21 protein-coding genes and 1 tRNA gene are annotated in these 22,985 nt (G+C 67.7%); 10 read left to right on the forward strand and 12 right to left on the reverse strand.

Annotated features, from left to right (window positions below):
* Positions 1-225: 225 nt before the first annotated feature.
* From G572_RS0108285 to G572_RS0108315, 7 genes are all read right to left on the reverse strand, one after another.
* Positions 226-1,518, reverse strand: a complete 1,293-nt coding sequence (locus tag G572_RS0108285; RefSeq protein ID WP_029058064.1) for a TRAP transporter large permease — start codon at positions 1,516-1,518, stop codon at positions 226-228.
* Between the two features lie 89 nt (positions 1,519-1,607).
* Positions 1,608-2,108 carry a TRAP transporter small permease gene (locus G572_RS23110; protein WP_051242020.1) on the reverse strand — a complete coding sequence of 167 codons (501 nt, stop codon included), beginning with the start codon at positions 2,106-2,108 and terminating at the stop codon, positions 1,608-1,610.
* The gene (locus G572_RS0108295) at positions 2,105-3,130 is read right to left on the reverse strand and encodes a TRAP transporter substrate-binding protein (RefSeq protein WP_029058065.1); all 1,026 of its coding nucleotides are present in this window, start codon (positions 3,128-3,130) and stop codon (positions 2,105-2,107) included. The genes G572_RS23110 and G572_RS0108295 overlap by 4 nt, the downstream gene beginning before the upstream one ends.
* 28 nt (positions 3,131-3,158) lie before the next feature.
* Positions 3,159-4,697, reverse strand: coding sequence for a class I adenylate-forming enzyme family protein (locus G572_RS23115; RefSeq protein WP_245566183.1), 1,539 nt, complete (start codon positions 4,695-4,697; stop codon positions 3,159-3,161).
* Complete coding sequence (locus G572_RS0108305) at positions 4,694-5,965, reverse strand: acyl-CoA dehydrogenase family protein (RefSeq protein WP_037546254.1); 1,272 nt, start codon at positions 5,963-5,965, stop codon at positions 4,694-4,696. Before G572_RS0108305 ends, G572_RS23115 begins: the two co-directional genes overlap by 4 nt.
* Before the next feature lie 26 nt (positions 5,966-5,991).
* Positions 5,992-6,768 (reverse strand): alpha/beta fold hydrolase, encoded by a 777-nt coding sequence (locus G572_RS0108310; RefSeq protein WP_051242022.1) that lies wholly within the window; start codon positions 6,766-6,768, stop codon positions 5,992-5,994.
* On the reverse strand, positions 6,765-7,811 hold the full coding sequence (locus G572_RS0108315) for a 2,5-dihydroxypyridine 5,6-dioxygenase NicX family protein (RefSeq protein ID WP_029058068.1): 1,047 nt from the start codon (positions 7,809-7,811) through the stop codon (positions 6,765-6,767). The genes G572_RS0108310 and G572_RS0108315 overlap by 4 nt, the downstream gene beginning before the upstream one ends.
* Positions 7,812-7,954: 143 nt before the next feature.
* On the opposite strand from G572_RS0108315, the gene G572_RS0108320 reads away from it, so the two are divergent.
* From G572_RS0108320 to G572_RS0108345, 6 genes are all read left to right on the forward strand, one after another.
* The gene (locus G572_RS0108320; protein ID WP_208979068.1) at positions 7,955-8,446 is read left to right on the forward strand and encodes a flavin reductase family protein; all 492 of its coding nucleotides are present in this window, start codon (positions 7,955-7,957) and stop codon (positions 8,444-8,446) included.
* Positions 8,443-8,880, forward strand: a complete 438-nt coding sequence (locus G572_RS0108325) for a MarR family winged helix-turn-helix transcriptional regulator (RefSeq protein WP_029058070.1) — start codon at positions 8,443-8,445, stop codon at positions 8,878-8,880. The genes G572_RS0108320 and G572_RS0108325 overlap by 4 nt, the downstream gene beginning before the upstream one ends.
* 339 nt (positions 8,881-9,219) lie before the next feature.
* Entirely contained in the window at positions 9,220-9,486 is a 267-nt protein-coding gene (locus G572_RS0108330) for a DUF4212 domain-containing protein (RefSeq protein ID WP_029058071.1), read from the forward strand.
* A 19-nt stretch (positions 9,487-9,505) separates the two neighbouring features.
* The gene (locus G572_RS0108335; protein ID WP_029058072.1) at positions 9,506-11,281 is read left to right on the forward strand and encodes a sodium:solute symporter family protein; all 1,776 of its coding nucleotides are present in this window, start codon (positions 9,506-9,508) and stop codon (positions 11,279-11,281) included.
* A gap of 119 nt (positions 11,282-11,400) precedes the next feature.
* Positions 11,401-13,248 carry a DUF294 nucleotidyltransferase-like domain-containing protein gene (locus G572_RS0108340; protein WP_029058073.1) on the forward strand — a complete coding sequence of 616 codons (1,848 nt, stop codon included), beginning with the start codon at positions 11,401-11,403 and terminating at the stop codon, positions 13,246-13,248.
* 98 nt (positions 13,249-13,346) lie between these two features.
* Entirely contained in the window at positions 13,347-13,859 is a 513-nt protein-coding gene (locus tag G572_RS0108345) for a hypothetical protein (protein ID WP_029058074.1), read from the forward strand.
* Positions 13,860-13,962: 103 nt separating this feature from the next.
* On the opposite strand, the gene G572_RS0108350 is transcribed toward G572_RS0108345, so the two are convergent.
* From G572_RS0108350 to G572_RS0108360, 3 genes are all read right to left on the reverse strand, one after another.
* Positions 13,963-14,038: transfer RNA gene (locus tag G572_RS0108350), tRNA-Thr, on the reverse strand.
* A gap of 434 nt (positions 14,039-14,472) precedes the next feature.
* The gene (locus tag G572_RS0108355; RefSeq protein WP_029058075.1) at positions 14,473-16,329 is read right to left on the reverse strand and encodes a heme biosynthesis protein HemY; all 1,857 of its coding nucleotides are present in this window, start codon (positions 16,327-16,329) and stop codon (positions 14,473-14,475) included.
* Between the two features lie 91 nt (positions 16,330-16,420).
* Complete coding sequence (locus tag G572_RS0108360) at positions 16,421-17,734, reverse strand: COG4223 family protein (protein ID WP_029058076.1); 1,314 nt, start codon at positions 17,732-17,734, stop codon at positions 16,421-16,423.
* A gap of 82 nt (positions 17,735-17,816) precedes the next feature.
* Between G572_RS0108360 and G572_RS0108365 the strand changes: the two genes are divergently transcribed.
* Positions 17,817-18,215, forward strand: coding sequence for a hypothetical protein (locus G572_RS0108365; RefSeq protein WP_029058077.1), 399 nt, complete (start codon positions 17,817-17,819; stop codon positions 18,213-18,215).
* Positions 18,216-18,542: 327 nt separating this feature from the next.
* On the opposite strand, the gene G572_RS25415 is transcribed toward G572_RS0108365, so the two are convergent.
* The gene (locus tag G572_RS25415) at positions 18,543-19,253 is read right to left on the reverse strand and encodes a uroporphyrinogen-III synthase (protein WP_029058079.1); all 711 of its coding nucleotides are present in this window, start codon (positions 19,251-19,253) and stop codon (positions 18,543-18,545) included.
* Positions 19,254-19,257: 4 nt separating this feature from the next.
* Positions 19,258-20,193 carry a hydroxymethylbilane synthase gene (gene hemC, locus G572_RS0108380; RefSeq protein WP_029058080.1) on the reverse strand — a complete coding sequence of 312 codons (936 nt, stop codon included), beginning with the start codon at positions 20,191-20,193 and terminating at the stop codon, positions 19,258-19,260.
* Positions 20,194-20,244: 51 nt separating this feature from the next.
* Here hemC and tsaD point away from each other — a divergent pair, with 51 nt between their 5' ends.
* The 3 genes from tsaD to G572_RS0108395 are packed head-to-tail and all read left to right on the forward strand — an operon-like array spanning position 20,245 to position 22,948.
* A complete protein-coding gene (tsaD, locus tag G572_RS0108385) occupies positions 20,245-21,411 on the forward strand; it encodes a tRNA (adenosine(37)-N6)-threonylcarbamoyltransferase complex transferase subunit TsaD (protein WP_084649962.1) in 1,167 nt (388 codons plus the stop codon).
* Entirely contained in the window at positions 21,408-21,935 is a 528-nt protein-coding gene (locus G572_RS23125; protein WP_051242024.1) for an NUDIX hydrolase, read from the forward strand. Before tsaD ends, G572_RS23125 begins: the two co-directional genes overlap by 4 nt.
* The gene (locus tag G572_RS0108395) at positions 21,932-22,948 is read left to right on the forward strand and encodes an NAD(P)H-dependent glycerol-3-phosphate dehydrogenase (protein ID WP_029058082.1); all 1,017 of its coding nucleotides are present in this window, start codon (positions 21,932-21,934) and stop codon (positions 22,946-22,948) included. The genes G572_RS23125 and G572_RS0108395 overlap by 4 nt, the downstream gene beginning before the upstream one ends.
* Positions 22,949-22,985 lie beyond the last annotated feature (37 nt).

Raw genomic sequence — 22,985 nt, forward strand, 5'->3', positions numbered from 1 at the left:
CGGAATTCGGTTACGTTTTTGTTGTAACCGTATTTGGGTCGGCAAAGACGAGGATTCGGTTAATTCGAATAAACAAACACAGCTGACCCTGCGCCATGGTAAATATTGGTCATATCCAACGCTCCCCAGACTGTCGCGAACTGCGTTCGCATCCGGAATTTTGCCAGAATCGCGAGAAGATCCGTTAACGGGCTCACCTGTCCTTCCCGTTCTTGAGCCGGGTCGCTAGCGCATCAGGTCAGGCAGGAAAAGCACCAGCCCCGGGATCAGGACGATCAGCGCCAGCCGCACGATATCCGCCGCCACGAACGGCAGGATTCCGCGAAAGATCGTCGAGAGCTTCACATCCGGGAGAACCGACTTCAGCACGAAGACATTCAGTCCCACCGGCGGTGTGATCAGGCTGATCTCGGTCACCACCACGACGACGATGCCGAACCAGACGAGGTCATACCCGAGCGCGGCCATCACGGGCGCGAAAATGGGCACGGTCAGGAGCACCATGGACAGGCTTTCCAGCACCATGCCGAGGCAGAGATAGACGAGCAGGACCGCGGCCAGGATGACGGGGGCCGGCAGCTCCGAGGCACGCGCGAACCCGGAGAGCGCCGACGGCAGGCCCGCGATGTTGACGAAATTGGAAAAGATCAGCGCGCCGATCAGCACCATGAACATCATCGTCGTCGTCGCGGCGGTATCGGCGAGCGTTTCCAGCAGGCCGCGCAGGGTCAGCCGGCCGCGGGCGAGGGCGATGACGAAGGCACCGCTGGCGCCGATGCCGGCCGCCTCGGTTGCGGTGAAGGCGCCCGTGTAGATCCCCCCGATCACCAGGACGAACAGGCCGACGATCCCGGCCACCCCCCGCAGCGCCCTGAACCGGGCGGCATAGGGCATGCGCTCGGCCGGCGGCCCGGCGGCCGGATTGCGCCAGCAGGTGATGCGCACCGCCGCCATGTAGCCCAGGACGCCGAGGATCCCCGGCACGATACCGGCGATGAACAGCCGCGCGATGTCCTGCTGCGCCGTAACCCCGTAAAGAACCAGAATGACGCTCGGCGGAATGAGAATGCCGAGCGTGCCGCCTGCGGCGATCACGCCGCTCGCCAGACCGTCGTCGTAGCGGTAGCGGCGCATCTGCGGCAGCGCCACCTTGCCCATGGTCGCGGCGGTGGCGAGCGACGAGCCGCACACGGCGGAAAAGCCGCCGCAGGCAACCGCCGTCGCCATCGCCAGCCCGCCCCGGCGATGCCCGAGCCAGGCATGGCAGGCAGCGTAGAGTTCATCCGAGAGCCCCGCGCGCGTCACCAGATTGCCCATCAGGACGAAGAGCGGTACCACCGACAGCGAATAGGACAGACCGGTGTCGAAGGTCGTCTGGCCGACGATCGCGAGCGCCGGGCCGATGCCGAGCATCGCGGCGAGGCCGAGACCGCCCACGGCGGCCATCGCCATGGCGATGGGCACGCCCGCGAACATCACCACGACGAGGATCAGGAGGCCGGGCAACCAGGTTTCCATGGAGACAGCTTCCAGTTGGATGCGCACGACAAAGCGGCGCGACAGGGACGGAAGACGCTGGCGTGCAGCCGGACCGGACAGTCCGGCGGTCAGTCGCGCCGGAAGACAACGACGAGGGCAACCACGGCAGCGATGGCGGTGAAGGCAGCCATCGTGCCCGCAACCGGGCCGAGCGGGATGCCGAGATAGACGGTCGCGTCGCCATAAGCCATGAAATCGCCCGCGCTCACGAAGAGACGCCAGGCAAGCACCGACAGCACCACGGCGGTGACCGCGGCCGCGCCGACGGCGAACCCGCGCCGCACCGGGCCGGGCAGGCGCGCGGTCAAAAGATCGACCGACACATGCTCGCGCCGCGCGGTCGCGATCGGCAGGCCGACGAAGATCACCAGGGCCAGCAGCACCTCGGTGAGTTCATAGGCCCCGGCCAGCGGCGCGGAGAAAAGCTCGCGCCCCAACACATCGACGAAGGTCACGACCATCATCGTCAACAGCAGGAGCGAGGCGACAAGGCGCAGCAAAAGGCCCGCCGCCCCGACGAGGCGGCGCATGCCGCCGCCCCCGTTTTCGCCGAACCTCGGTGCCGTCATTGCGCTTTGGCGATCTCGGCCCTGAGCATCTCGAGCGCGGCCGCACCGTCGATGTCGCTCTTGGCAGCCGCATCGATGAAGCCCTGCTCGATGCCGGCCAGCTTCTCCTCGAGCGCGGCGGTCATGGCCGCATCGGCCTGCGAGAGGGCGACGCCCTTGTCGGTCATCACCTCGGTTCCGGCCGCATCCGCCGCATCCCATGCCTGGCCCGCGAGCCGGGCCATCGCTTCACCGGAGACGCTGTCGATCGCCGCCTTGTCTTCCTCCGACAGCCCGTCCCAGGTCCGGCGGTTCATGACCACGAAGAACGAGGTGTTATAGAGGCCGCCCGGCACGGAAACGCCGTTGCGCACGACTTCGTCGATACGGAAGAAAGGCACGGATTCGGCCGGAAACAGGATGCCGTCGGCAACGCCATTGGCGAGAATTTCATAGACCTGCGGCGAAGGGGCCTGCACGCCGACCATGCCGAGCCGGTCGGCAATCTTGGCGACGATGCCGCCGCCGATCCGCATCTTCAGGCCGGAGAGATCGGCGACCGAGGCGACCGGGGTATCGGTGGTGTAGATCATGCCCGGCCCGTGGGTGAAGACAGTCAACAGCTTGACGCCATTGTGTTCGTCGGCCGTGTCGAGCATGGCCTCCTGTACGCGCCAATAGGCAACCGAAAGCGCTTCGGCACTGTCGGAGAGGAACGGTCCCTCGACAATCGGCGTCAGCTTGAACCGGCCCGGCGTGTAGCCGTGCACGCCGTAGCCGACATCGGCGGCCCCCGAGCGGACCAGGTCGAACTGGGCCGGCGGCTTGCCGATGGGCGAGGTCATGATCTCGACCGTGACCCGGCCGTCGGTCGCCTCGCTCACCTGCTCGCCCCATGGGGTCAGGATGTCGCGCACGATCGGATGCGACGGCGGCAGCCAGTTGGAAACGCGCAAGGTGGTTTCCGCCGAGGCCGGCAGGGCTGTCGCGACGGCCGCCCCGATGGCGGCAACACTCGCCAGCACCCCGAAAAATTTCTTCATGTTCAATCCCCTCTGCTCGCCCGATTTGTCAGGCTTTATTGCTTGCAGTCCTGTCCTCCAGGGCATCCTCCGCCATTTTGCGGACCTTATCCAGCTGGATCTTGCCCAGCGCATTGCGCGGCAGTGCCGGTACGCAAACCACGGCTTTCGGATGCTTGTAGCGCGCCAGGCGCCCGGCGAACTGCGGGAGCAGGGTGGCCTGATCGCATCCCCCCTCCGACACCGGAACCACGACCGCAACCGGGGTTTCGCCCCATTGCGCATCGGCAACGCCGACGACGGCAGCTTCGCGCACCTGCGGGAAACCGTGAAGGATCCGTTCGATTTCCGCCGGATAGATGTTCTCGCCGCCCGAGATGATGACGTTCTTCAGCCGGTCGCGGAACCAGTAGACACCCGCCGCATCCGCCTCGGCGAGATCGCCGGTGCGGAACCAGCCGGCATGGAAACTCTCGTGCGTCGCTTCCGGCCGGTTCCAGTAGCCGGCGGTGACATTCGGTCCCTTGAGCTCGATCTCGCCGACCTCGCCGACCTCGGCCTCGCGCCCGTCGAGCATGATGCGGGCGGATGTGTGCAGGCCGGCGCGTCCGATGGCGCCGAACTCCTCCGCCGCGTCGTCGAGGCGCTGGTAGATCGAGACCGGGCCGGTCTCCGTCGCACCGTAGACCTGAAGCACCGGCACGCCGCGATCGACGAAGCCGCGCATCAGCTCGCGCGGCACATCCGAGGAACCGGTGGCCACCAGCCGCAGGCTCGACAGGTCCGCAGCGGACCAGCCGGGGTGCGCCAGGACCGCCGCCAGCGTGGCCGGGACCAGCACGGTGGCGCTCGGCCGGTCGGCGGCAAGGCTTTTCAGCACATCCTCGGGATGAAACCGGGCATGCAAGATGACGCTCGCGCCGACATAAAGCGCCGGCGTGGTCTGGATGTTCAAGCCGCCGACGTGAAACAACGGCAACACCGTCAGCACCGTGTCGGCGCTGGTCAGGCCCTGCATGTGGATGGCGTTGAGCGCATTGGCCTGAACCGCCGCCTGCGTCAGCACCGCCCCCTTGGGACGGCCGGTCGTGCCCGATGTATAGACCAGAAGCAGCGCATCCCTGGCCGTTCCCTCGCTCGCCTCGTGCCGGATCGGCGTGTCCCCGGCAGCCATGCGGATGACACCGCCCTCACCGGGATCGGCGCTGACACATTCGGGGAGCGGGCCTTCCGCCGCCATCGCCTCCAGGACCTGCGAAAAGGCCGGCTGGTGGATCAGCAGGCGCGCCCCGCTGTCGGCCACCGCATGCAGCAACTCGGGCGGCGCCAGCCGCCAGTTGAGGGGCACCAGGATCGCGCCGAGGCGCGCCGCGGCAAACAGCAGCACCAGCGTGTCCGGAGCATTGGTGCCGAGATAGGCGACCCGGTCTCCCCGGCGCACGCCATGGCGATCGCGCAGCAGACCGGCGACGGTCGCGACCGCCCGCGCCATCTCGCGATAGCTCAGCACCATGCCGTCGAACAGCACCGCCGGCTTGTCGGGGGTGAAACGGGCATGCGCTTCGATCCAGCTGTCGATGGAGGTCACGCGTCGGTCTCTCCCGGCAGATACAGGCTTTCGCGACCAATTCTGTCGAGACAGATCTCCGCCGTCCAGGGCAACATCAGCGCTCCGCAGCGGCTGTCGCGGTAAAGCCGCTCGAGCGGCAGCGTCTTCAGCATCGACTGTCCCCCGCAAGTCCGCACGGCAAGCTGGCAGATCTCGTTGGCATTTTCCATCACCGTGTAATGCGCCGCCCAGGCGCGCATCAGCTGCTCGCGCGAGGGATCGGGGCCGGCTTCCGTGATCGCCTGGAACCACAGCGCCTTGGTCTGCTCCAGCATGAGCTGCATCTGGGCAACGCCGATCTGCTTGGTCGGGAACATCCGCCGCTTGACCGGAGGCAGGCCCGGCCATTCGCCGCGCAGGTACTTGATCGTGAAGTCGCAGGCGGCCTGGGCGATGCCCATGTAGGTCGGCGACAGCGTCATGAACATGTGCGGCCAGCGGCTTGCCGCCTGATAATAGACGCCGCGCGGCATGAGCTGCTCGTGGTCCGGCACGAAGACGTCCTTGAAGATCAGCGTGCGCGAAACCGTGCCGCGCATGCCAAGCGGATCCCAGTCGCCGACGACCTCGATGCCCTCGGATCGCGCCGGCACGGCGATGTACATCGTGTCGCGGCGCGAGGGCCTTTCGCCCTCCTTCATCTCACCGCAGAGAATGCCGTAATAATCCGCGTGGCCCGACAGCGAGGCGAAGATCTTCTTGCCGTTGATCAGCCAGCCGCCGTCGACCCGCTTCGCGCTGGTGGAAAAGGGCACCGCGCCGGCCGCCGCCGCGCCGCCTTCGGAGAACGGCTGCGAGTAGATCGCGCCCTCGTCGAGAATGCGTGCGTAGTGGCGCGCCCGCCGCTCCAGATGCAGCTCGCGCTGGGCCGCACTCATCTCCAGATCGTCTGTCAGCGCGCCGGTCCAAAGGCACGAACACACATGCATGTTCCAGGTCAGCGCGGTCGCGCCGCAATAACGCCCGATCTCGGCCGCCGTCATCATGTAGGCGCGAAACGGCGCGCCGTGTCCGCCGTTCTCCTTCGGCACGCAGACGCCCAGCAACCCCGCCTCATGCATGTCGCGGTAGTTTTCCGTCGGGAAGGTCGCTTCGCGATCGTACATCTCCGCACGCGGCGCGAACTTCGACCGTCCGACACGGCGCGCAAGACGCGTCAGTTCGGCTTCCTGATCCGTGAGCCGGAACGCGTCTGGATCGAAGATCGGCCGGTCGATGTCCGTTTCGTCAGGGATGGCGATGGTCATGGAGCGGGTCCTCTCTGGTGTTTTTTCTAACGATCCGTGTCTTTCAGGAAGCTCCGGATTTCTCCGGTGAAGGCGTCGGGGCATTCCAGCGGCGCGAGATGGCCGATGCCCTCAAGCTCGACGACGCGCGCGGCCGGGATCTTGTCCGCCATGCGCCGCATCGTCGGTGCGGGCGCGTTGCGGTCCTCGCCGCCGGCGATCAGCAGCACCGGCACCGGGATCAGGGGAAGCGCGTCGCGCGCGTCGAAGGTCGCCAGGCAGCGGATCGCCGCGCGATAGGTCGCCTCCGGCACCTCTGACATCGCCGCGCGCGCCTGGTCCGCGGCCTCGGGCACGGCACGCGATCCGACAAGCCCGGGCACGAATTCGGCCGCGAGATCTGGCATTGTCCGTCCCGCGTCGAGCGGCGCGAGCCGCTCAATGACGAACTGTTTCTGAAAGCTCCCGTCGCGGCTGCCGAAGGCGGCTGTCGTTGCCGACAGCACAAGCGTGCGCACCCGCTCGGGATGGCGCGCGACGAAGGCCTGCGCCAGCATGCCGCCGATGGAATGGCCGACGAGATCGACACGGGCGAAATGCAACCGGTCGAGAAAGGCCAGAAGCGCCGCCACCAGACCGTCGAAGGTCATCTCGCCGTCGAGGTCGTGTCCGCCATAGCCGGGCAGGTTCCAGCCGATCGCGTCGCAGCGCCGTCCCAGGTCGGCAATCTGCGGAGCGAACATCTCCGCCCCCGCGCCGATCCCGTGCAGAAACACCACGGCGCGCGCGCCGCCGGTTGCGCGGATGTGATCTCCGCCGCTCATCGCAGTGCCTCGATCAGCTCGCCGTCGACGACCACCGCCTCGCCATCGAGCGCGATGGTGCAGCCGCGCACCGGAATGTCGAAATGTCCCCTGGTGAAACGTCCGGCGAATTCGTTCGCACCGGTCGAAAACAGGAAGTTTCCGGAATAGGCGCGGACTTCCGTTCCGTTGGTCTCGCGCTGGTCGTACATGGCGAGCGCCTCGTAGCGCGCCGCCTCGTTCATGCCGAAACCGACATGGCTGACCGCATAGGCCTCGCGTTCGCCCCAGGCAGCCAGATAGCGCCGGGTCAGTTCCACATCCGTCCCGTGACCGTCGATTTGTGTCACGTAATCATCGACGATGGTCAGCCGGACGGGGCTTTCCAGATAGCGCTTGAACGTCAGGTTCACGTCACCCGCATCGAGCACCAGTGTACCGTTGACGCTGCCGGTCTTCGGGAAACTGACGACGAGACCGGCCGGCCAGTGGGCGACGCTGCCGGGCCGGTCGCACCAGCCCCAGACACCGGCGGTCGACGCCCCCGTCATCAAGACGGTGAGATCGGTGCCGGCCTGCGAGGTCACCGTCATGGTCGAACAGCCGCGGAGGCGCCCGACCGCGTCGCGCACCCGATCCTTGTCGCGGGGCTGCGGCAACAGCCGCTCGAGCGCATCCGGATGCTCGTTGGAAATCATCAGGACCCGCGCGCCGTGCTCCAGAACGCGCGGCAGCTCCGGGGCATGAAGCAGGCCTTCGACGGTGAGATCCACGACGAGGCCGCTCGCGGCAAGCGCCGTGATGGCCGCGTCCTGACCGCCCAGCGCCGCGGAGGCGCCGGTCGATCGCACCGGCACGGGGGCGTCCTGCCGGGGCGTCGGCACCACGACATGAAAGACGGTGGCGCCAAGACGCTGCAGGGCGAGTTCCGCAATGTGAACGTTGAGCGGGCGGGACTGGGTTTCAGACAGCAGTGCGACGGTCTCGCCGGCGGTCACCTTGCACAGGACGAACACACGCTCGAACGCGTCGATCCATTTGCCCTCGATCCGATCGGCAAGCATGCGAACCCTCCCGAATGTTGTTCCTGGTCATGCTTTTGCGCAGGAACCGAAAAGAACTTGGAGGATCGTAGCAATATCGTTATTGTATGAAAAGGAATATTTTTAGATCTCAATGATCCAGTCGACACACAGGGGGCCGTGCCATGATGACCGACCACCGGGACTTCCGGACAGCACTGGGCCGTTTCGCCACCGGAGTGACCATCGTCACGACGCTGGATGCCACCGGGCGTCCCGTCGGCCTGACGGCCAATTCCTTCAATTCGGTTTCGCTCGATCCGCCGATGGTGCTTTGGAGCCTGGCCCGAAGTTCCCGGAACCTCGGCGCTTTCGAACGCGCGACGCACTACGCGATCAATGTGCTGGCCTCCGACCAGCGCGCGTTGTCCGACCGTTTCGCACGGCCCGCGCAGGACCGGTTCGCCGACGTCGACTGGTGCCCCGGACTGGGCGGCGTACCGGTTCTGGCCGGTGTCACGGCCGTGTTCCAGTGCCGCCACGACGCGCAGGTCGAAGGCGGCGATCACATCGTTTTCCTGGGCGCGGTGGAGGCCTTCGAAGGCCGGGAGCGCGAACCGCTTCTCTACCATGGCGGCCGATACGCGACCCCGCGCTACGCGCCGGCCCGGCCATGACCGGTTCGACCCGTTTCGTCGACGGCTATCTTCTCTATCTGCTGGCCCGCGCCTCCAGCGTGGCAAGCGCGGAGTTTCATCACGAAGTGCGCGGACAAGGCGTGTCGATCGCTGTCTGGCGCGTCCTCGCCTCCTTGAAGGGAACAAGGCAGGGCCTGACCGTCGGCGAACTGGCGCGCAGCTGTCTCGCCAACCAGCCGGCGATCTCCAAGACCGTCGACAAGCTCGTCGCCCAGGGCCTTCTGGAGCGGCATGCCGACGGCGAGGACCGACGGCGGGTCTGGGTCCGCCTCACCGCGGCCGGCGAGACACGCGCCGACGCGCTGGTCGACCGGGCAAAGGCCCACCAGGATCGCCTGCTCGAGGCGCTCGGACCGGACAATGCCGACATTCTCAAGACCGCGCTGACGCAGCTGATCGACCGCGCGCCCTGAGCTTCGCCCGCCCTGCGGCGGCGGCTCCCATCCGCAGTATCCCGCATTAACCGAATGTCTCGGTTCGCCCGCGTCCGGCTTGATTGTATGGTTCGCTCACGGTGACGGACGCACGCATTGCGTGATGCCGTCATTTGTCCGGACCGGCGGAATGCGCCGCGCCGGCACGCATCGGACAAGATCGGCAATCGGAAAAGCCGGACAGACCCGGGACGACCACCGCACGACCGACACCGCGTCGGGCGAACGGTCGGGCTACGCGTACGCGCGACGCCCGCGGTCGGCTTTTCACGGCCCATCTGCGAGATGCGATCGCGACGCAATTGTGGAGGAAATCGCATGAGCAACGAAAACGGCACGGAGGCGGGCAAGGCGTACTGGAAAGCCAACCTCGCCCTGATCCGCAACTGCCTGATCGTCTGGGCGCTGTCGTCCTTCGGCATGGGCATCCTGTTTCGCCCGCTGCTGACGGGCATCGAGGTCGGCGGCACCGATCTGGGCTTCTGGTTCGCCCAGCAGGGATCGATCCTGGTCTTTCTGGGACTGATCTTCTTTTACGCATGGCGCATGAACAAGCTCGACCACCAGTTCGGCGTCGAGGAATAAGCCCCGGGAGGCCTGATCGATGGATCAAACAACACTCAATTACATCGTCGTGGGGCTGTCATTCGCGCTCTACTTCGGGATCGCCATCTGGGCGCGCGCCGGGTCGACCGGCGAGTTCTATGCCGCCGGCCGCGGGGTTCCCCCGGTCCTGAACGGCATGGCGACCGGAGCCGACTGGATGTCGGCGGCGTCCTTCATCTCCATGGCCGGGCTGATTGCCTTCACCGGCTATGACAACTCGACCTTCCTGATGGGCTGGACCGGCGGCTATGTGCTGCTCGCCATGCTGCTTGCCCCCTATTTGCGCAAGTTCGGCAAATACACGGTGCCGGAGTTCATCGGCGACCGTTTCTATTCGCAAACCGCGCGCATCGTCGCCGTGATCTGCCTGATCGTCGCCTCGATCACCTATGTCATCGGCCAGATGACGGGCGTCGGTGTGACCTTCGCCCGCTTTCTCGAGGTCGATGTGACCACCGGCCTCTTGATCGGCGCGACGGTCGTGTTCTTCTATGCGGTGCTCGGCGGCATGAAGGGCATCACCTATACGCAGGTCGCCCAGTACGTCGTGCTGATCACGGCCTATACCATCCCGGCGATCTTCATCTCGCTGGCGCTGACCGGAAATGCGATCCCCTCGCTCGGCCTGTTCTCCGAGCACACCGCCTCGGGCCAGCCACTTCTCGCCAAGCTCGACCAGGTCGTCACCGATCTCGGTTTCGCCAGCTACACCGGCCATCACACCAACACGCTGAACATGGTGCTCTTCACCATGTCGCTGATGATCGGCACGGCGGGCCTTCCGCATGTCATCATCCGCTTCTTCACCGTGCCGCGGGTCGCCGACGCGCGCTGGTCCGCCGGCTGGGCGCTGGTTTTCATCGCACTGCTCTATCTGACGGCTCCCGCTGTCGGCGCGATGGCACGCCTCAACATCATGGACACGATCCAGACCGGCGAAATCGGTGCGCCGGAGGGCAATCTCGCTTACGAGAACCGGCCGCAGTGGTTCAAGAACTGGGAGGAGACCGGGCTTCTCAACTTCGAGGACAAGAACGGCGACGGTCGCATCCAGTTCTACAACGACAAGAACGCCGAGTTCGCCGAAAAGGCCCAGGAATTCGGCTGGAACGGCAACGAGCTGGACGTCAACCGCGACATCCTCGTGCTCGCCAACCCGGAGATCGCGCAGCTTCCCGGCTGGGTGATCGCGCTTGTCGCCGCCGGCGGTCTCGCAGCCGCGCTGTCGACGGCCGCGGGCCTCCTGCTCGCGATTTCCTCGGCGATCTCGCACGACCTGATCAAGTCGGTCATCAACCCGCGCATCTCGGAAAAGGGCGAACTCCTTGCCGCCCGCATCGCGATGACCGGTGCGATCATCGTCGCGACTTGGCTCGGGCTCAATCCTCCGGGCTTCGCGGCCCAGACCGTGGCGCTCGCCTTCGGCCTTGCCGCGGCGTCGATCTTTCCGGTGCTGATGATGGGCATCTTCTCCAAGCGGGTAAACGCGCCCGGTGCGATCTGCGGCATGCTGACGGGGCTGATCATCACGGTCGGCTATGTCTTCACCTACCTGGGCATGTTCTTCATCCCCGGCACCAACCTGCTGCCGAACACGCCGGACGCCTGGCTCTTCGGCATTTCCCCGGCCTCCTTCGGCACGATCGGCGCGATCTTCAACTTCGCGGTCGCCTATCTCGTGTCGATGCAGACGGCGGAACCGCCGCAGGAAATCCAGGACCTGGTGGAATCCGTGCGCATCCCGCGCGGTGCCGGTGTTGCCGTCGACCACTGACGGCGCGCCACGCCACACCGAGACCGGCCCCCGCCCACGGGCGGGGGTCGCACACCTGGCGGTTTGCACCGGAGGCTCCGGCACATCCAGACCGCATGACACTGGCGACAAGGTGAGCCATGACCCTCGACACCGCCTCCCTGACCGCCTTCTTCTCCCGACATCACCCCTTCGACCTGCTGCCCGAGGCCGAAATCGCGGCGCTCGCGCAAACCGCCAAGCGGAAAACGCTCGCGCCCGGCCTGCCGCTTTTCAATGTCGGCGAGACGCTGACCCACATCCATGTGGTGGAAAGCGGCGAAGTCGATCTCCTGTCTCCACAAGGCGATCCGGTCTCGCGCGCCGCCAGCGGCGAAATCCTCGGCGCCAAGGCGCTGCTGCGCGACGGGACCGCGACCCTGCGCGCCGTCGGCGCGAGTGACAGCGCGTTGATCGCCATTCCGGGCACGGTGTTTCGCGCCCTCCTCGGCCGGCATCCGCGCTTCGACGCCTTCTTCGATCCCTTGCGCGACACGCCGAAACGTCGGGCGACGGGCCCATCGGACGGGGCCGATGCGGCCCTCGTCTCCGTCGAACTGCGCGACATCATGACAGCCGACCCGCTGGTGTTGCCGCAAGGCATCGGCGCCCGGGACGCCGCGCGCATCATGGCGGACAAGAACATTTCCTGCGTGCTTGTCGGCGACAACGCAACGCTTGCCGGCATCGTTACCACCGGCGACCTCACCGCCCGGGTGCTCGCCGCCGGCCGCGACCCGCTGACACCGCTTCGCGCAATCATGACCGCCGACCCTGCTTCGCTGCCGCCCGGCGCGCTGCTCCTCGACGCCTTGATGCTGATGAGCGGTCGGGGGATCGGCCATCTGCCGGTCTGCGAGGAGGGGCGCGCCGTCGGCATCGTCACCCGCACAAATCTGGTGCGCCACCAGTCGCTCTCGGCCGTCTCGCTGATCTCCGACATCGCCCGCCAGGACACGCAAGACGCGCTTGCCGCCACCGTGGCGCAGGTGCCGCAGCTACTCGCGCAGCTCGTCGGCCTCGGCGTGGAAGCCCATCGCATCGGCCATCTGATCAGCAGCGTGACCGACGCGCTGACCCGGCGGCTGATCGAGCTTGCCGAACGCGATCTCGGCCCCGCGCCCGTGCCCTGGCTCTGGGCGGCCTGCGGATCTCAAGGAAGGCGCGAGCAGACCGGCGTTTCGGACCAGGACAATTGCCTGATCCTCGACGACGCCTATGACGAGGCGCGCCACGGCAAATGGTTCGCCGACTTCGCCGCGCGCGTCTGCGACGGACTGAACGCCTGCGGTTATGTCTATTGTCCGGGCGACATGATGGCGACCAATCCGCGCTGGCGACAGCCGGCGAAGGTCTGGAAGGGCTATTTCGAGGGCTGGATCGCAACCCCCGATCCGATGGCGCAGATGCTGGCGAGCGTGATGTTCGACCTGCGCCCGATCCACGGGGAGACCGCACTTTTTTCCGGCATGCAGCGCCGCACTCTGGATCTGGCGCGGCGCAATTCGATCTTCCGCGCCCATATGACGGCCAATTCCTTGAAACACACGCCTCCGCTCGGCCTGTTTCGCGGCTTCGCGCTGATCCGCTCGGGGGAGCACAAGGACACGCTCGACCTCAAGCACAGCGGCGTCGTTCCCGTCGTCGATCTCGCCCGGCTCTATGCGCTGGAAGGCGGGCTTGAGCCGGTCAACACGCGCGAACGGTTGATCGCCGCGCGCGAGGCGGGCACCCTCAGCCCGTCGGGCGGGCGCGATCTCGTCGATGCCTACGACCTGATCGCCAACATCCGTCTGGCGCATCAGGCAAGACAGGTGCGCGCGGGGGAGGCGCCAGACAATTTCATGGCCCCGGCGAGCCTGTCGGCGCTGGAGCGCAATCACCTCAAGGACGCCTTCGGCGTGATAAAGACCCTGCAATCGGCCATCGGCCACGGCCGCACGCTGTGACGAGCCCTGCACCGGCAACGCGCGCCATTTGACAGCGGCGCCGGCAAGCCCCATCCCTGACCGGCGCCGACAATTTCAAAGCGAAGGCAACGAATCCCATGTTCTTCACGCTGATCAGCACCTTCGTCCTCGGCCTCGCCGTCGCCGGCATCATTCTGCTGGTGAACCGCACCATCGGCGGACGCCTGCCGCGCTGGACGACCCCGGCCGCTGCCGGGCTTGCCATGCTCGCCTACACGATCTGGACGGAATACGACTGGGTCGACCGCACGACGCGCGGCCTGCCGAACGGGCTGGAGGTGGTGCGCACCTATGAGACCTCAAACATCCTGCAGCCCTGGACGCTGATCGCGCCGCGCATCAACCGTCTGGTCGCGCTCGACCGGCCGAGCATCGAGACGAACGAAAACGCCCCGCGCTACCGCAAGGCGTCGCTTTATCTCTTTGCCCGCTTCGACCAGCCGCGCGAATTGCGCCAGATCTACGACTGCGAGCAAAACCGCCGCATCGACCTGCTGCCGGGCGAAACCGTCGATCCGGCCGAGATCCCCGACGCCGCCTGGGAACAGCTCTCGAACGACCCGGTTGCAACGGAAGTGTGTGGCGGGTGAGGGGAAGAAATTCGCAGCGAGACCGGCCGGCGCCATTCAGAACCGGCGACAGCAAAGACAATCGGTTGGCGCGACCAAACCGACGATAGGGGATGAGAAAAAGTGGTGCCGGTGAACGGACTCGAACCGCCGACCCCATCATTACGAATGACGTGCTCTACCATCTGAGCTACACCGGCGCACCAAACCGGGACGTGTGCGTCCCGTATGTCTTCCAAAGCAAGGCGCTTCGGACGTTCGCCCGTCCCGGTCTTTCGGGGCGGACAGACCCCACGTCATCCGCGACAGCGAATACGGTCGCTGTCAGGCGTTCGGCGAGGTGGCCGCTTGATACCCGACCGGGCGGCGCGGCGCAAGAGGCTTTACGTGCCCCCTCGCGCCTTTTGGACAAAGCGGCAAGGCACCGCGATCTGGCAAGCGAAACGCCCCGACCCGTATGAGGGTCGGGACACGTCGAGACGCCGATCGCATCCCCGCCCCGAGGCGGGGACAACGCCCGCAAATGAAGCCGTGGCGAAGCCTCCCGCCTCCATCGGCGTATCGGGTCCCTGCCATCGAAACGGCCGGCCTTCCCGGCCAAGCGCGTGGCGCCGCCGGGCAGGCCGGGCATTCGTCAGTTGAAGAAGCGGAAACCCGGCTTCTTCTGGCTCGCCTTGTCCGCCTCGTCGTCCGGCCCCGGATCGTCGGGCATGTGTTTCAGCGGAAACTCGATCGGGCGCGACAGGTCGTCCTTCCCCTTGCCAGCGGTTTTGCCATCGGCCTTGGGGTCTGTCTTCGCGTCCGTCTTGGCGTCCGCTTTTGCAGCCTCCTTCGGGGCGTCGTCCTTCGGCTCGGCCGCACGTGCCGCAGCTGCCGGCGCCACTCCGGTCGCGTCCGCCGCTTTTACCGGGTCCGATGTCTCGTCCGTCCGGGCTGCGTCCTCTTGCGCCGGGGCGGCTGTATCCGCAGCTCGCGTGGCATCGGCCACGGGATGCGCCTCGGCGGCGGAGGCCGCCGCACCGCCGGGAGGAGAGGCCGGTGCGGGCGCCTGCGCGGCGCCGGACACAGTCTCGCCGGTCGCCTGCGGGCTTGCCTCGCCGGCCGGCGGCTTGCGTTCCAGCGGCGTCGCTTCCAGATGCGCCGGGGCGGCCGGAAGCGCTTCCAGAAGCGTCTCGTCCAGCGCCTCGAGCGGATCGTCGTGGTGATCGCGCGTTGCCGGGGGGGTGGTCCAGACGAAGGCATCCAGCCGTCCGTCGACCGGCGACACCGGCGACCAGGTGTCGCTGACGACGCCATCCGCCACCCAGGCCGGGTCGGAGGGCGCGCGCACCGCGCGGGCGAGCCATTCGCGCACCCGGCCCCTGTCGCCGTGCTGGCGTTCCTCCAGGTCCGCCATCATCAGGAACACGCGCTGCGTCGGCTCCAGGCGAAGTGCTGCCTTCATCTGCGCACGCGCCAGATCCCAGTCGCCCGCCTCGATGGCGGCCCGCGCCAGCGCCAGCGCGCCTTCCGCATTGTGGGCGCGCAGCGCGGCGAGCGACTTCACCCGCTTCAGCCGGTCCTGCGCCGAGTCGCCCGTGCGCGCATGGGCATAGGCATCGGCAAGCTCGGGATGCGGGGTGTGCTTCCAGGTGGTCTCGGCGATTTTCATCGCCTTGCGGATATCGCCGCGCCGTGTCGCGAGACGCGCGGCAGCCACCGCCGCCGGCACCAGCGCGGGCGCCAGTCCGTGTGCCTCGTTCGCCTTCTGGCGTGCGGCGTCCGGATCGCGATCCTCAAGCTCCAGCGCCTGCGCGGTCAGCAGCACCGCCTTGTGGCGGCGGAAGGTCTTCTTGTCGACGAGCTTGGAGGCGTAGTTCTTCTCCAGCGTCTTGATCGCATCGGCCCAGTCGCCGCTCACCGCCTGATAACCGAGCACCGCGCGCCCGGCCCAGTCGAGGCCCGGCATCAGCTGCGCGGCTTCCTCGGCATAGTGGCGCGCTGCAACCGGTTCGTTCAGCCGCTCCGCCTCGATGTAGAGACCGTGCAGACCCACGGGACGCAGCGCCGGATCGTCGAGCATCGCCTCGAAGCGCGACCGCGCCTCCTCGTGCCGTCCGTCGAGCTGGGCACTTTGTGCCAGCAGAAGCTGCGTCGCCGGTTCGCCGGACAGAAGCTTCGCGGCCTCCGCGCCGTGACGGCCCGCGCCGGCGGCATCGCCCACGCCCAGCGCCAGCAGGCCCTTGGACATGGCGTCATAGCCGCGGTCCTTGCGCCGGCGGCAGAAGAAGCGGCTCACGTGGTCGGGCGTGCGCAGGATGAACAGCGCAACGTTCCAGAAGACGATCCCGAGCACCAGGAGACCGAGCAGCGCGACGGCCGCCGTCATCACGCCGGTCTCGATCTGATAGCCCTGCCAGTCGAGGGTGACGATGCCCGGCTTGTCGGCGATCCAGGCGGAGGCCACCGCGACAAGGAACACAAGAGCGATGAAGATCAGCAAGCGAATCATGATGTTTCCCTCCCCCCAACCCGGCCTTGCGGGTCATGACGGCATGCGGGGCAATTGACGGGTCCGCCGGCAGTGGCGGTGAGCGCGGCCCTCATTGCGGCGCCGCGCTCAGCGATTTCAGCACGTCGCGCGTCACCTGGTCCACCAGCCGGTCGGCGGCAAGCCGCGCCCGCGCGTTGCCGACCCAGTCGCTCCCGGCAGCGCGCACGTTTTCCGGCAGCGTCTCATAGGCATCGAGCGCCCCGGCGAAATCGCCCGCATCGACCCGGGCCTCCATGCGGCCAAGGGCGGCCGACGGCGTGTTGGCGTCGCTTTCCCCCGGCTGGCGGATCGAGATGAGCGAGCGCGCATTGGACCAGAAGCTGTCGACCAGATCGCCATCGGCGGGGGCATCCAGCTTCGCGCTCATCGCACGCGCGGCGGCGCCAAACGCCGCCTGCAGCGCATTGCGGGTGGGAACGCCCTGCGCGGCACGCGCCTGCAGCGGCCCGAGATCCGTGTCCGCGGGAAGCGCGGACGCCACCGCGGCAAGCTCCGTCTCGAACGGCGCGCCCGCGTCCATGGCGGATTTCAGCGCCGAGACCGCGACGGCGCGCGCTGCCGTCTCGCGGGCGCCGACGCCGCCCATCTGCGCCTCGATCGGCGCGACCCGCTTTTCCAGGGCGGCGACCGTCGTCGAAACGCTTTTCAGCCCCTCGTCGACCCGGGTCTGCAGCGCGTCCTGCCCTTTGGTCAGGCTGGCCAGCGTCTCCCCCTGCGCCGACGCCTGGCTGTTCAGCGCAGCGATACTTTCCTGCAGGCCCGAGAGCTGATCCCTGACGCCCGACAGCCCGCCGAGCGTCTGGTCGAGCGAGGCGACGGTGTCCTCAAGCGCGGAAATCCGGCTGTCGAGCGCGGCACGGGCATCGCCGGCCCCGGCACTGTCGCCGATCTGGTCACGCAGGCTGGCGATGGTCTCGCCCTGCTCGCTCACGCTCTGGCCGAGCGCCTCCTGCCGTTCCTGAAGGCTGGCGAGACCGGCCGTCTCGCCGGCGCCGCCGGAAGACACGAACCGCCGCAGCTCCGCCAGTCCGCTCTCCAGTTGCGCAAGCCGCTCCGAAGCCGCCTCCGGAAGACCGGTGGCCGATTGCAGCCCGCTCTCCACCGAGCTCTCAAGCGCCGACATGCGGGAGCGCAGGTCCTCAAGCGCGGCGGAGGCGGAGGAGGTCGCATCCTGCGTGTCGCTCAGTCCGGCGATGCGCTCCTCAAGGCCGGCGATGCGGCTTTGTGCCGCGGTCAACGCGGATTGCACCTCGGAGGCCGCCGGAGCGGCGCTCACCGGCAGATAACCGGCGCGATGCGCGCCGTAGGCACCGCCGAGCACGAGCCCCGCGCCGACGATCGAGGCAACGACGAGGGAGCTCACGCCGGCGCCGCCGGATTTTTCCGGGCGCGCGGCGTCGGCCGCCGGGGGCTTGCCCGTGCCGGCGGAGGACTGAGCGGAGGATGTGGCGGAAGCCGAAGACGCGCCGCCCCCGGATCCGCCGGGCTTTGCCGCCGACGACGTTTCGCCGGGTTTCGCGCCGCTCGCGGAGGCCCCGGCCGGCGCCGTTGCCGGCGCGACGGCCGGTCCGGAAGCGGAACCGGCCGGCTTCTGGGGTGAACCGGACGACGAGGCGGGCGAAGAGGCGGACTTCGATGCAGGGGAGGCGCTCGCCGACGCCGGCGCGGCGGATTTCGCACCGGAAGCCGGAGACGACGACGCGCTCGTGCCCGCGCCGGCCGGCTTCGCGTCACCGGGCTTCGCATCGGACTGTTTGGTGTCGGACGGTTTGGTGTCCGCCTGCCTGCCTTGCGCGGATTTCGTCTCGCTCGGCGTGCCCGGTGCCGCGGTGTCCGGCCCCTGAGAACCGCTTTTCTGGGACCCGGTGGACTGCGGGCCGGTCGCCGGCTTTTGCGCGGCTGGCTTGGCGCCGGGCACTTCCCTGGCTTCCAGATCGATGGTCACCGGCTTGCGGCCGGATGCACTCCCGGACGCCGCTCCGGACCCGGGTTTGGATGAGGCTTTCGCGGAGTCGCTCTTCTGGTCCGGCTTCTTGCTGTCGGCGGCCATGACTGTCCTCTCGCTTGCCGGGCATCGGCCCGGTGTCTTTACCTGAAACATGGGGTTCGCGATGGAACCGGTCGCCCCCATGATTGCCGTTTTCGCGCTGCAAAACAAATATGTCTGTCGATTAGCATGTCTTTTCCAGCAAGGCGATCAACGCCGCCTCGCTTGGCTCCGCCGCGACATGGCAGGGGCCGAGCGCATGCAACGGTTCCGCGACCTGGTCCGACAGCGCGAAGAAGACGAGCCCTTCGTGAACGTCGAGCCGGGTCAGCGCAGCGATCAAGGCATCGGCGGAGCGGCGGGAATACACCAGCACCGCCAGCGGATCCTCGGGACCGCAGGACGCCAGCGCCGCGACAAGCGCGGCCGGCGGCTCGGCAAGCGCCTCCATGTCGTAGACCTCGTGCATCCTGCAGGGGATGTCGTTCGCCTGCAGGATGGCGCAAAGATCGCCGCTGCGTTGCCGGCCGGCCAGATAGACCACCGATCCGGGACGGGCGCGCAGCAAATGCGCGCACAACGATCCCAGATCCCCGTCCGCGGCCTCCACCCGCAGGGCACCCGCGTCTTTCGCGGCTGAGGCCGTCGCCTCGCCGACGGCAAAGACCGGATGCGCGCGCAGTCGCTCCCATGCGGGCGTTCCCTGCACAGCCTCGATGGCGCGCGCGCTTGTCACCGCGACCACGGCACCCGGCGGCACCTCGGGCACGCCGGCAAGGCCGATCGCGCGCATCCGCATCATCGGCGCGACAACCGGCGCATAGCCAAGTCGCAGCAGCTGCCGCGCCGTGCGGCCCGCCACAGGTTCGGGTCGTGTCAGCAACACGCGCGACATGGCCTCAATCCCGGAAGAAGCCGGGGCCGCCGCGTCGTTTCAGCTCCGCGCCGGCGTCCTGTCCGAGCGCGGCCGCATCCGAGGCCGGCCCGTCGCGAAAGGTCTCATGCGCTTCCGATCCGTCGGGACGCAGAATCAGTCCGTCGAGACGGATCCGGTCGCCATCGAGCTTTGCCAGTCCGCCGATCGGCGTTTGGCAGGAGCCGTCGAGCTCGGCAAGAAAGGCACGCTCCGCCGTCAGGCAGATTTCGGTCTCGCGGTGGTGAATGGCGGCGAGCATGTCGCGCGTCGCGGTGTCGTCGGCGCGCGCCTCGATGCAGATCGCGCCCTGGCCCACCGCCGGCAGGAACTCCGCGGGGTCGATCACCGAGGTGATGACATCGCCAAGCCCGAGACGGCGCAATCCGGCCGTGGCGAGAAGCGTGGCGTCGACCACCCCGTCGGCGAGTTTCTTCAGCCGCGTCTGCACGTTGCCGCGATACATCACCACCTCGATATCGGGCCGCATCCGCTTGATCATCGCCTGGCGGCGCAAGCTGGACGAGCCGATGACCGCGCCCTGCGGCAGATCCTGGATCTTCTGCGCCTTTGGCGAGAGAAACGCGTCGCGCACATCCTCGCGCGGCAGGAAGGCGATCAGCTCCAGTCCTTCGGGAAGCACGGTCGGCATGTCCTTGGCGGAGTGAACGGCGATATCGATGTCGCCGTCGACCATCGCCTGCTCGATTTCCTTGGTGAACAGCCCCTTGCCCCCGACCTCCGACAGCGGCCGGTCCTGGATCCGGTCCCCGGACGTCTTGATCACGATGATCTCGAATGCACTTTCCGGCAGTCCGTGCGCGGCGATCAACCGATCCCGGGTCTCATGGGCCTGGGCGAGCGCGAGCGCGCTGCCGCGCGTGCCGATGCGAAATTGGGAGGCGGAAGGTTTTGTTTGCAAGGAGGTTATTCCTGGTGCTAGGCGGGTGTCGTGCGATAGGCGAATGGATCGATGATAAGCCCTCAAGCTGCTTCGGCCAATGCGGTCGACCCTGAAAATCGCCCCGCACCCGGCGCGGCGGCGTCCCTGACAATTCTGGGTATCGAAACGAGCTGCGACGAAACCGCCGCCGCCGTGGTGCGGCTCGACGCCGACGGCACGCCGCATGTTCTCTCCGACATCATCCGCTCGCAGGTCGACGAACACGCAGCCTTCGGCGGCGTTGTGCCGGAAATCGCCGCGCGCGCCCATATTTCCGTGCTCGATACGATTGTCGCCGCCGCGATGGAAGAGGCCGCCGTCTCCTTCGACGACATCGACGCGATTGCCGCGACCGCGGGCCCCGGCCTGATCGGCGGTGTGATTGTCGGCCTGATGACGGCAAAAGCGGCCGCCCTTGCAGCAAACAAGCCGCTCATCGCCGTCAACCATCTGGAAGGCCATGCGCTGACGGCGCGGCTGACAGATGACGTCGCCTTTCCCTATCTGCTGCTTCTGGTCTCCGGCGGTCACACCCAGTTTCTTCTGGTGGAGGGCGTCGGCGCCTATCGCCGCCTCGGCTCCACCATCGACGATGCGGTGGGCGAGGCCTTCGACAAGACGGCAAAACTCCTCGGCCTGTCCTATCCGGGCGGTCCGGCGGTGGAGGCTGCCGCCGCCAAGGGGGACGCGCGTCGCTTTCCCCTGCCGCGCCCGATGCTCGACCGGCCGGGGATCGACCTGTCCTTCGCCGGCTTGAAGACGGCGGTGCGCACCGCCGCCCATCGCGCCGCGCCTTTGGATACTCAGGCCGTTTCAGACCTTTGCGCGTCCTTCCAGGAGGCGGTGAGCGACGTCATCGGCGAAAAGAGCCGGCGTGCGCTGGAGCTCTTCGCGACAGCCCACCCGGACGTCGCGCCCGCTCTGGTGGTGGCCGGCGGGGTTGCCGCCAATTCCGCGATCCGCGAAAAGCTCGACAGCGTCACGCGTGCCGCCGGCGCGCGGCTCGTCGCCCCGCCGCACAGGCTGTGCACCGACAATGCGGCAATGATCGCCTGGGCCGGCATCGAGCGGATGCGGGATGCGGCGACAAGAGGCGAGACCGTCGACGACCAGAACGTGTCGCCGCGCCCGCGCTGGCCGCTGGATGCAAATGCCGCCGGGCTGATCGGCTCGGGACGCAAGGGAGCCAAGGCGTGAACGACCCGAGATTCTTCGAAGGCGAGGTCTGCGAGACCCCGCCCGCACGCTACGACCGGCTGAAGCACAAGGCCTATATCTATCTGACGGCGGGGCGCGACCTTCTGGTATTTCGCCAGCCCGACCAGCCCTATGTCGGTCTGCAGATCCCCGGCGGCACCGTCGATCCCGGAGAAAGCCACCTGGGCGCGGCCCTGCGCGAGTTTCACGAGGAGACCGGGCTTGCGGTCTGCAATGCGCTCGACACGCTGAGCGAACAGCTCGTGCTCTTCGACAATGAACTCGGCCGCGACATCCATTCCCGCCGGCTCTATCACGCGGCCATGCCCCATAACGCTCCGGCCCGCCGGCGCGACCGGTGGGAACACTACGAGATGACGCCGTCGGCCGGCGGAGACCCGATCCGCTTCGAGCTGTTCTGGATCGACATCGACGCGGCCATCGCGCAAGGCACGGACCGTTTCTTCACCGGGTTTCACGCACCGCTTGCCGATCTGCGCGCGCGGCTGGAGACACGGGCATGACACCGGCGGAAGGTCGAAACATCGAGCGGATCGCGGTTCTGGGCGGCGGCGCCTGGGGTACAGCCCTTGCGCTTGTCGCGGCGCGTGCGGGCCGCAGCGTACGCCTTTGGGCGCGCGATGCCGACATCGTGCGCGCGCTGAACGAGGACAACGCCAACCCGCGTTATCTGCCGGGCGTGACAATCGACCCGCCGCTTTTCGCGACAACCGCTCTCGATGAAGCGCTTGTCGACGCCGACGCCGTGCTGCTGGTAACCCCTGCGCAGACGACCCGCGCCATGGCGGAAAACCTCGCCTCGCGCCTTGCGCCGGGAACGCCCGTGATCCTTTGCGCCAAGGGCATCGAACGCGACACGGGCCTGCTGCTCGGCGACGTGCTGCGCGAGGCCGCGCCGGGCGTGATGCCAGCGGTGCTGTCGGGGCCGAGTTTCGCCGGCGATGTGGCGCGCGGCCTGCCGACCGCCGTCACCATCGCCGCCGCCGACGGCAAGATCGCCGACCGGCTGTCGGCGGCACTCGCAAGCCCGCAATTTCGCCCCTATGCCGCGACCGATCTCACCGGCGTGCAGATCGGCGGCGCGCTGAAGAACGTGCTGGCGATTGCCTGCGGCGCGGTCGCCGGCAAGCAGTGGGGCGCAAGCGCATTGGCCGCGCTCACCGCGCGTGGCTTCGCCGAACTGACCCGCCTCGGCCTTGCACTCGGCGCACAACGCGAGACCCTCGCCGGCCTTTCGGGTCTCGGCGATCTGGTGCTGACCTGCGGTTCGGCGCAATCGCGCAATTTCGCCTTCGGCGAGGCGCTTGGAAAAGGCGCGAGCGTTGCCTCGCTCACCGCCGAGGGCCAGAAACTCGCCGAAGGCGTGCATTCCGCAGCCGTTGCCGAAACACTCGCCGCCCGCCACGGCGTGGAGCTGCCGATCTGCCGCGCGGTCTCCGCCGTGCTCGACGGACGCCTGTCCATCGACGACGCCCTCACCGAACTGATGACCCGGCCCCTGAAGCGCGAAGCGTGAGGGAAGGCGCCCGGATCGCGCCCAATCGCCCCCGGGC

This window comes from Stappia stellulata DSM 5886, assembly GCF_000423705.1.
Taxonomy (GTDB): domain Bacteria; phylum Pseudomonadota; class Alphaproteobacteria; order Rhizobiales; family Stappiaceae; genus Stappia; species Stappia stellulata.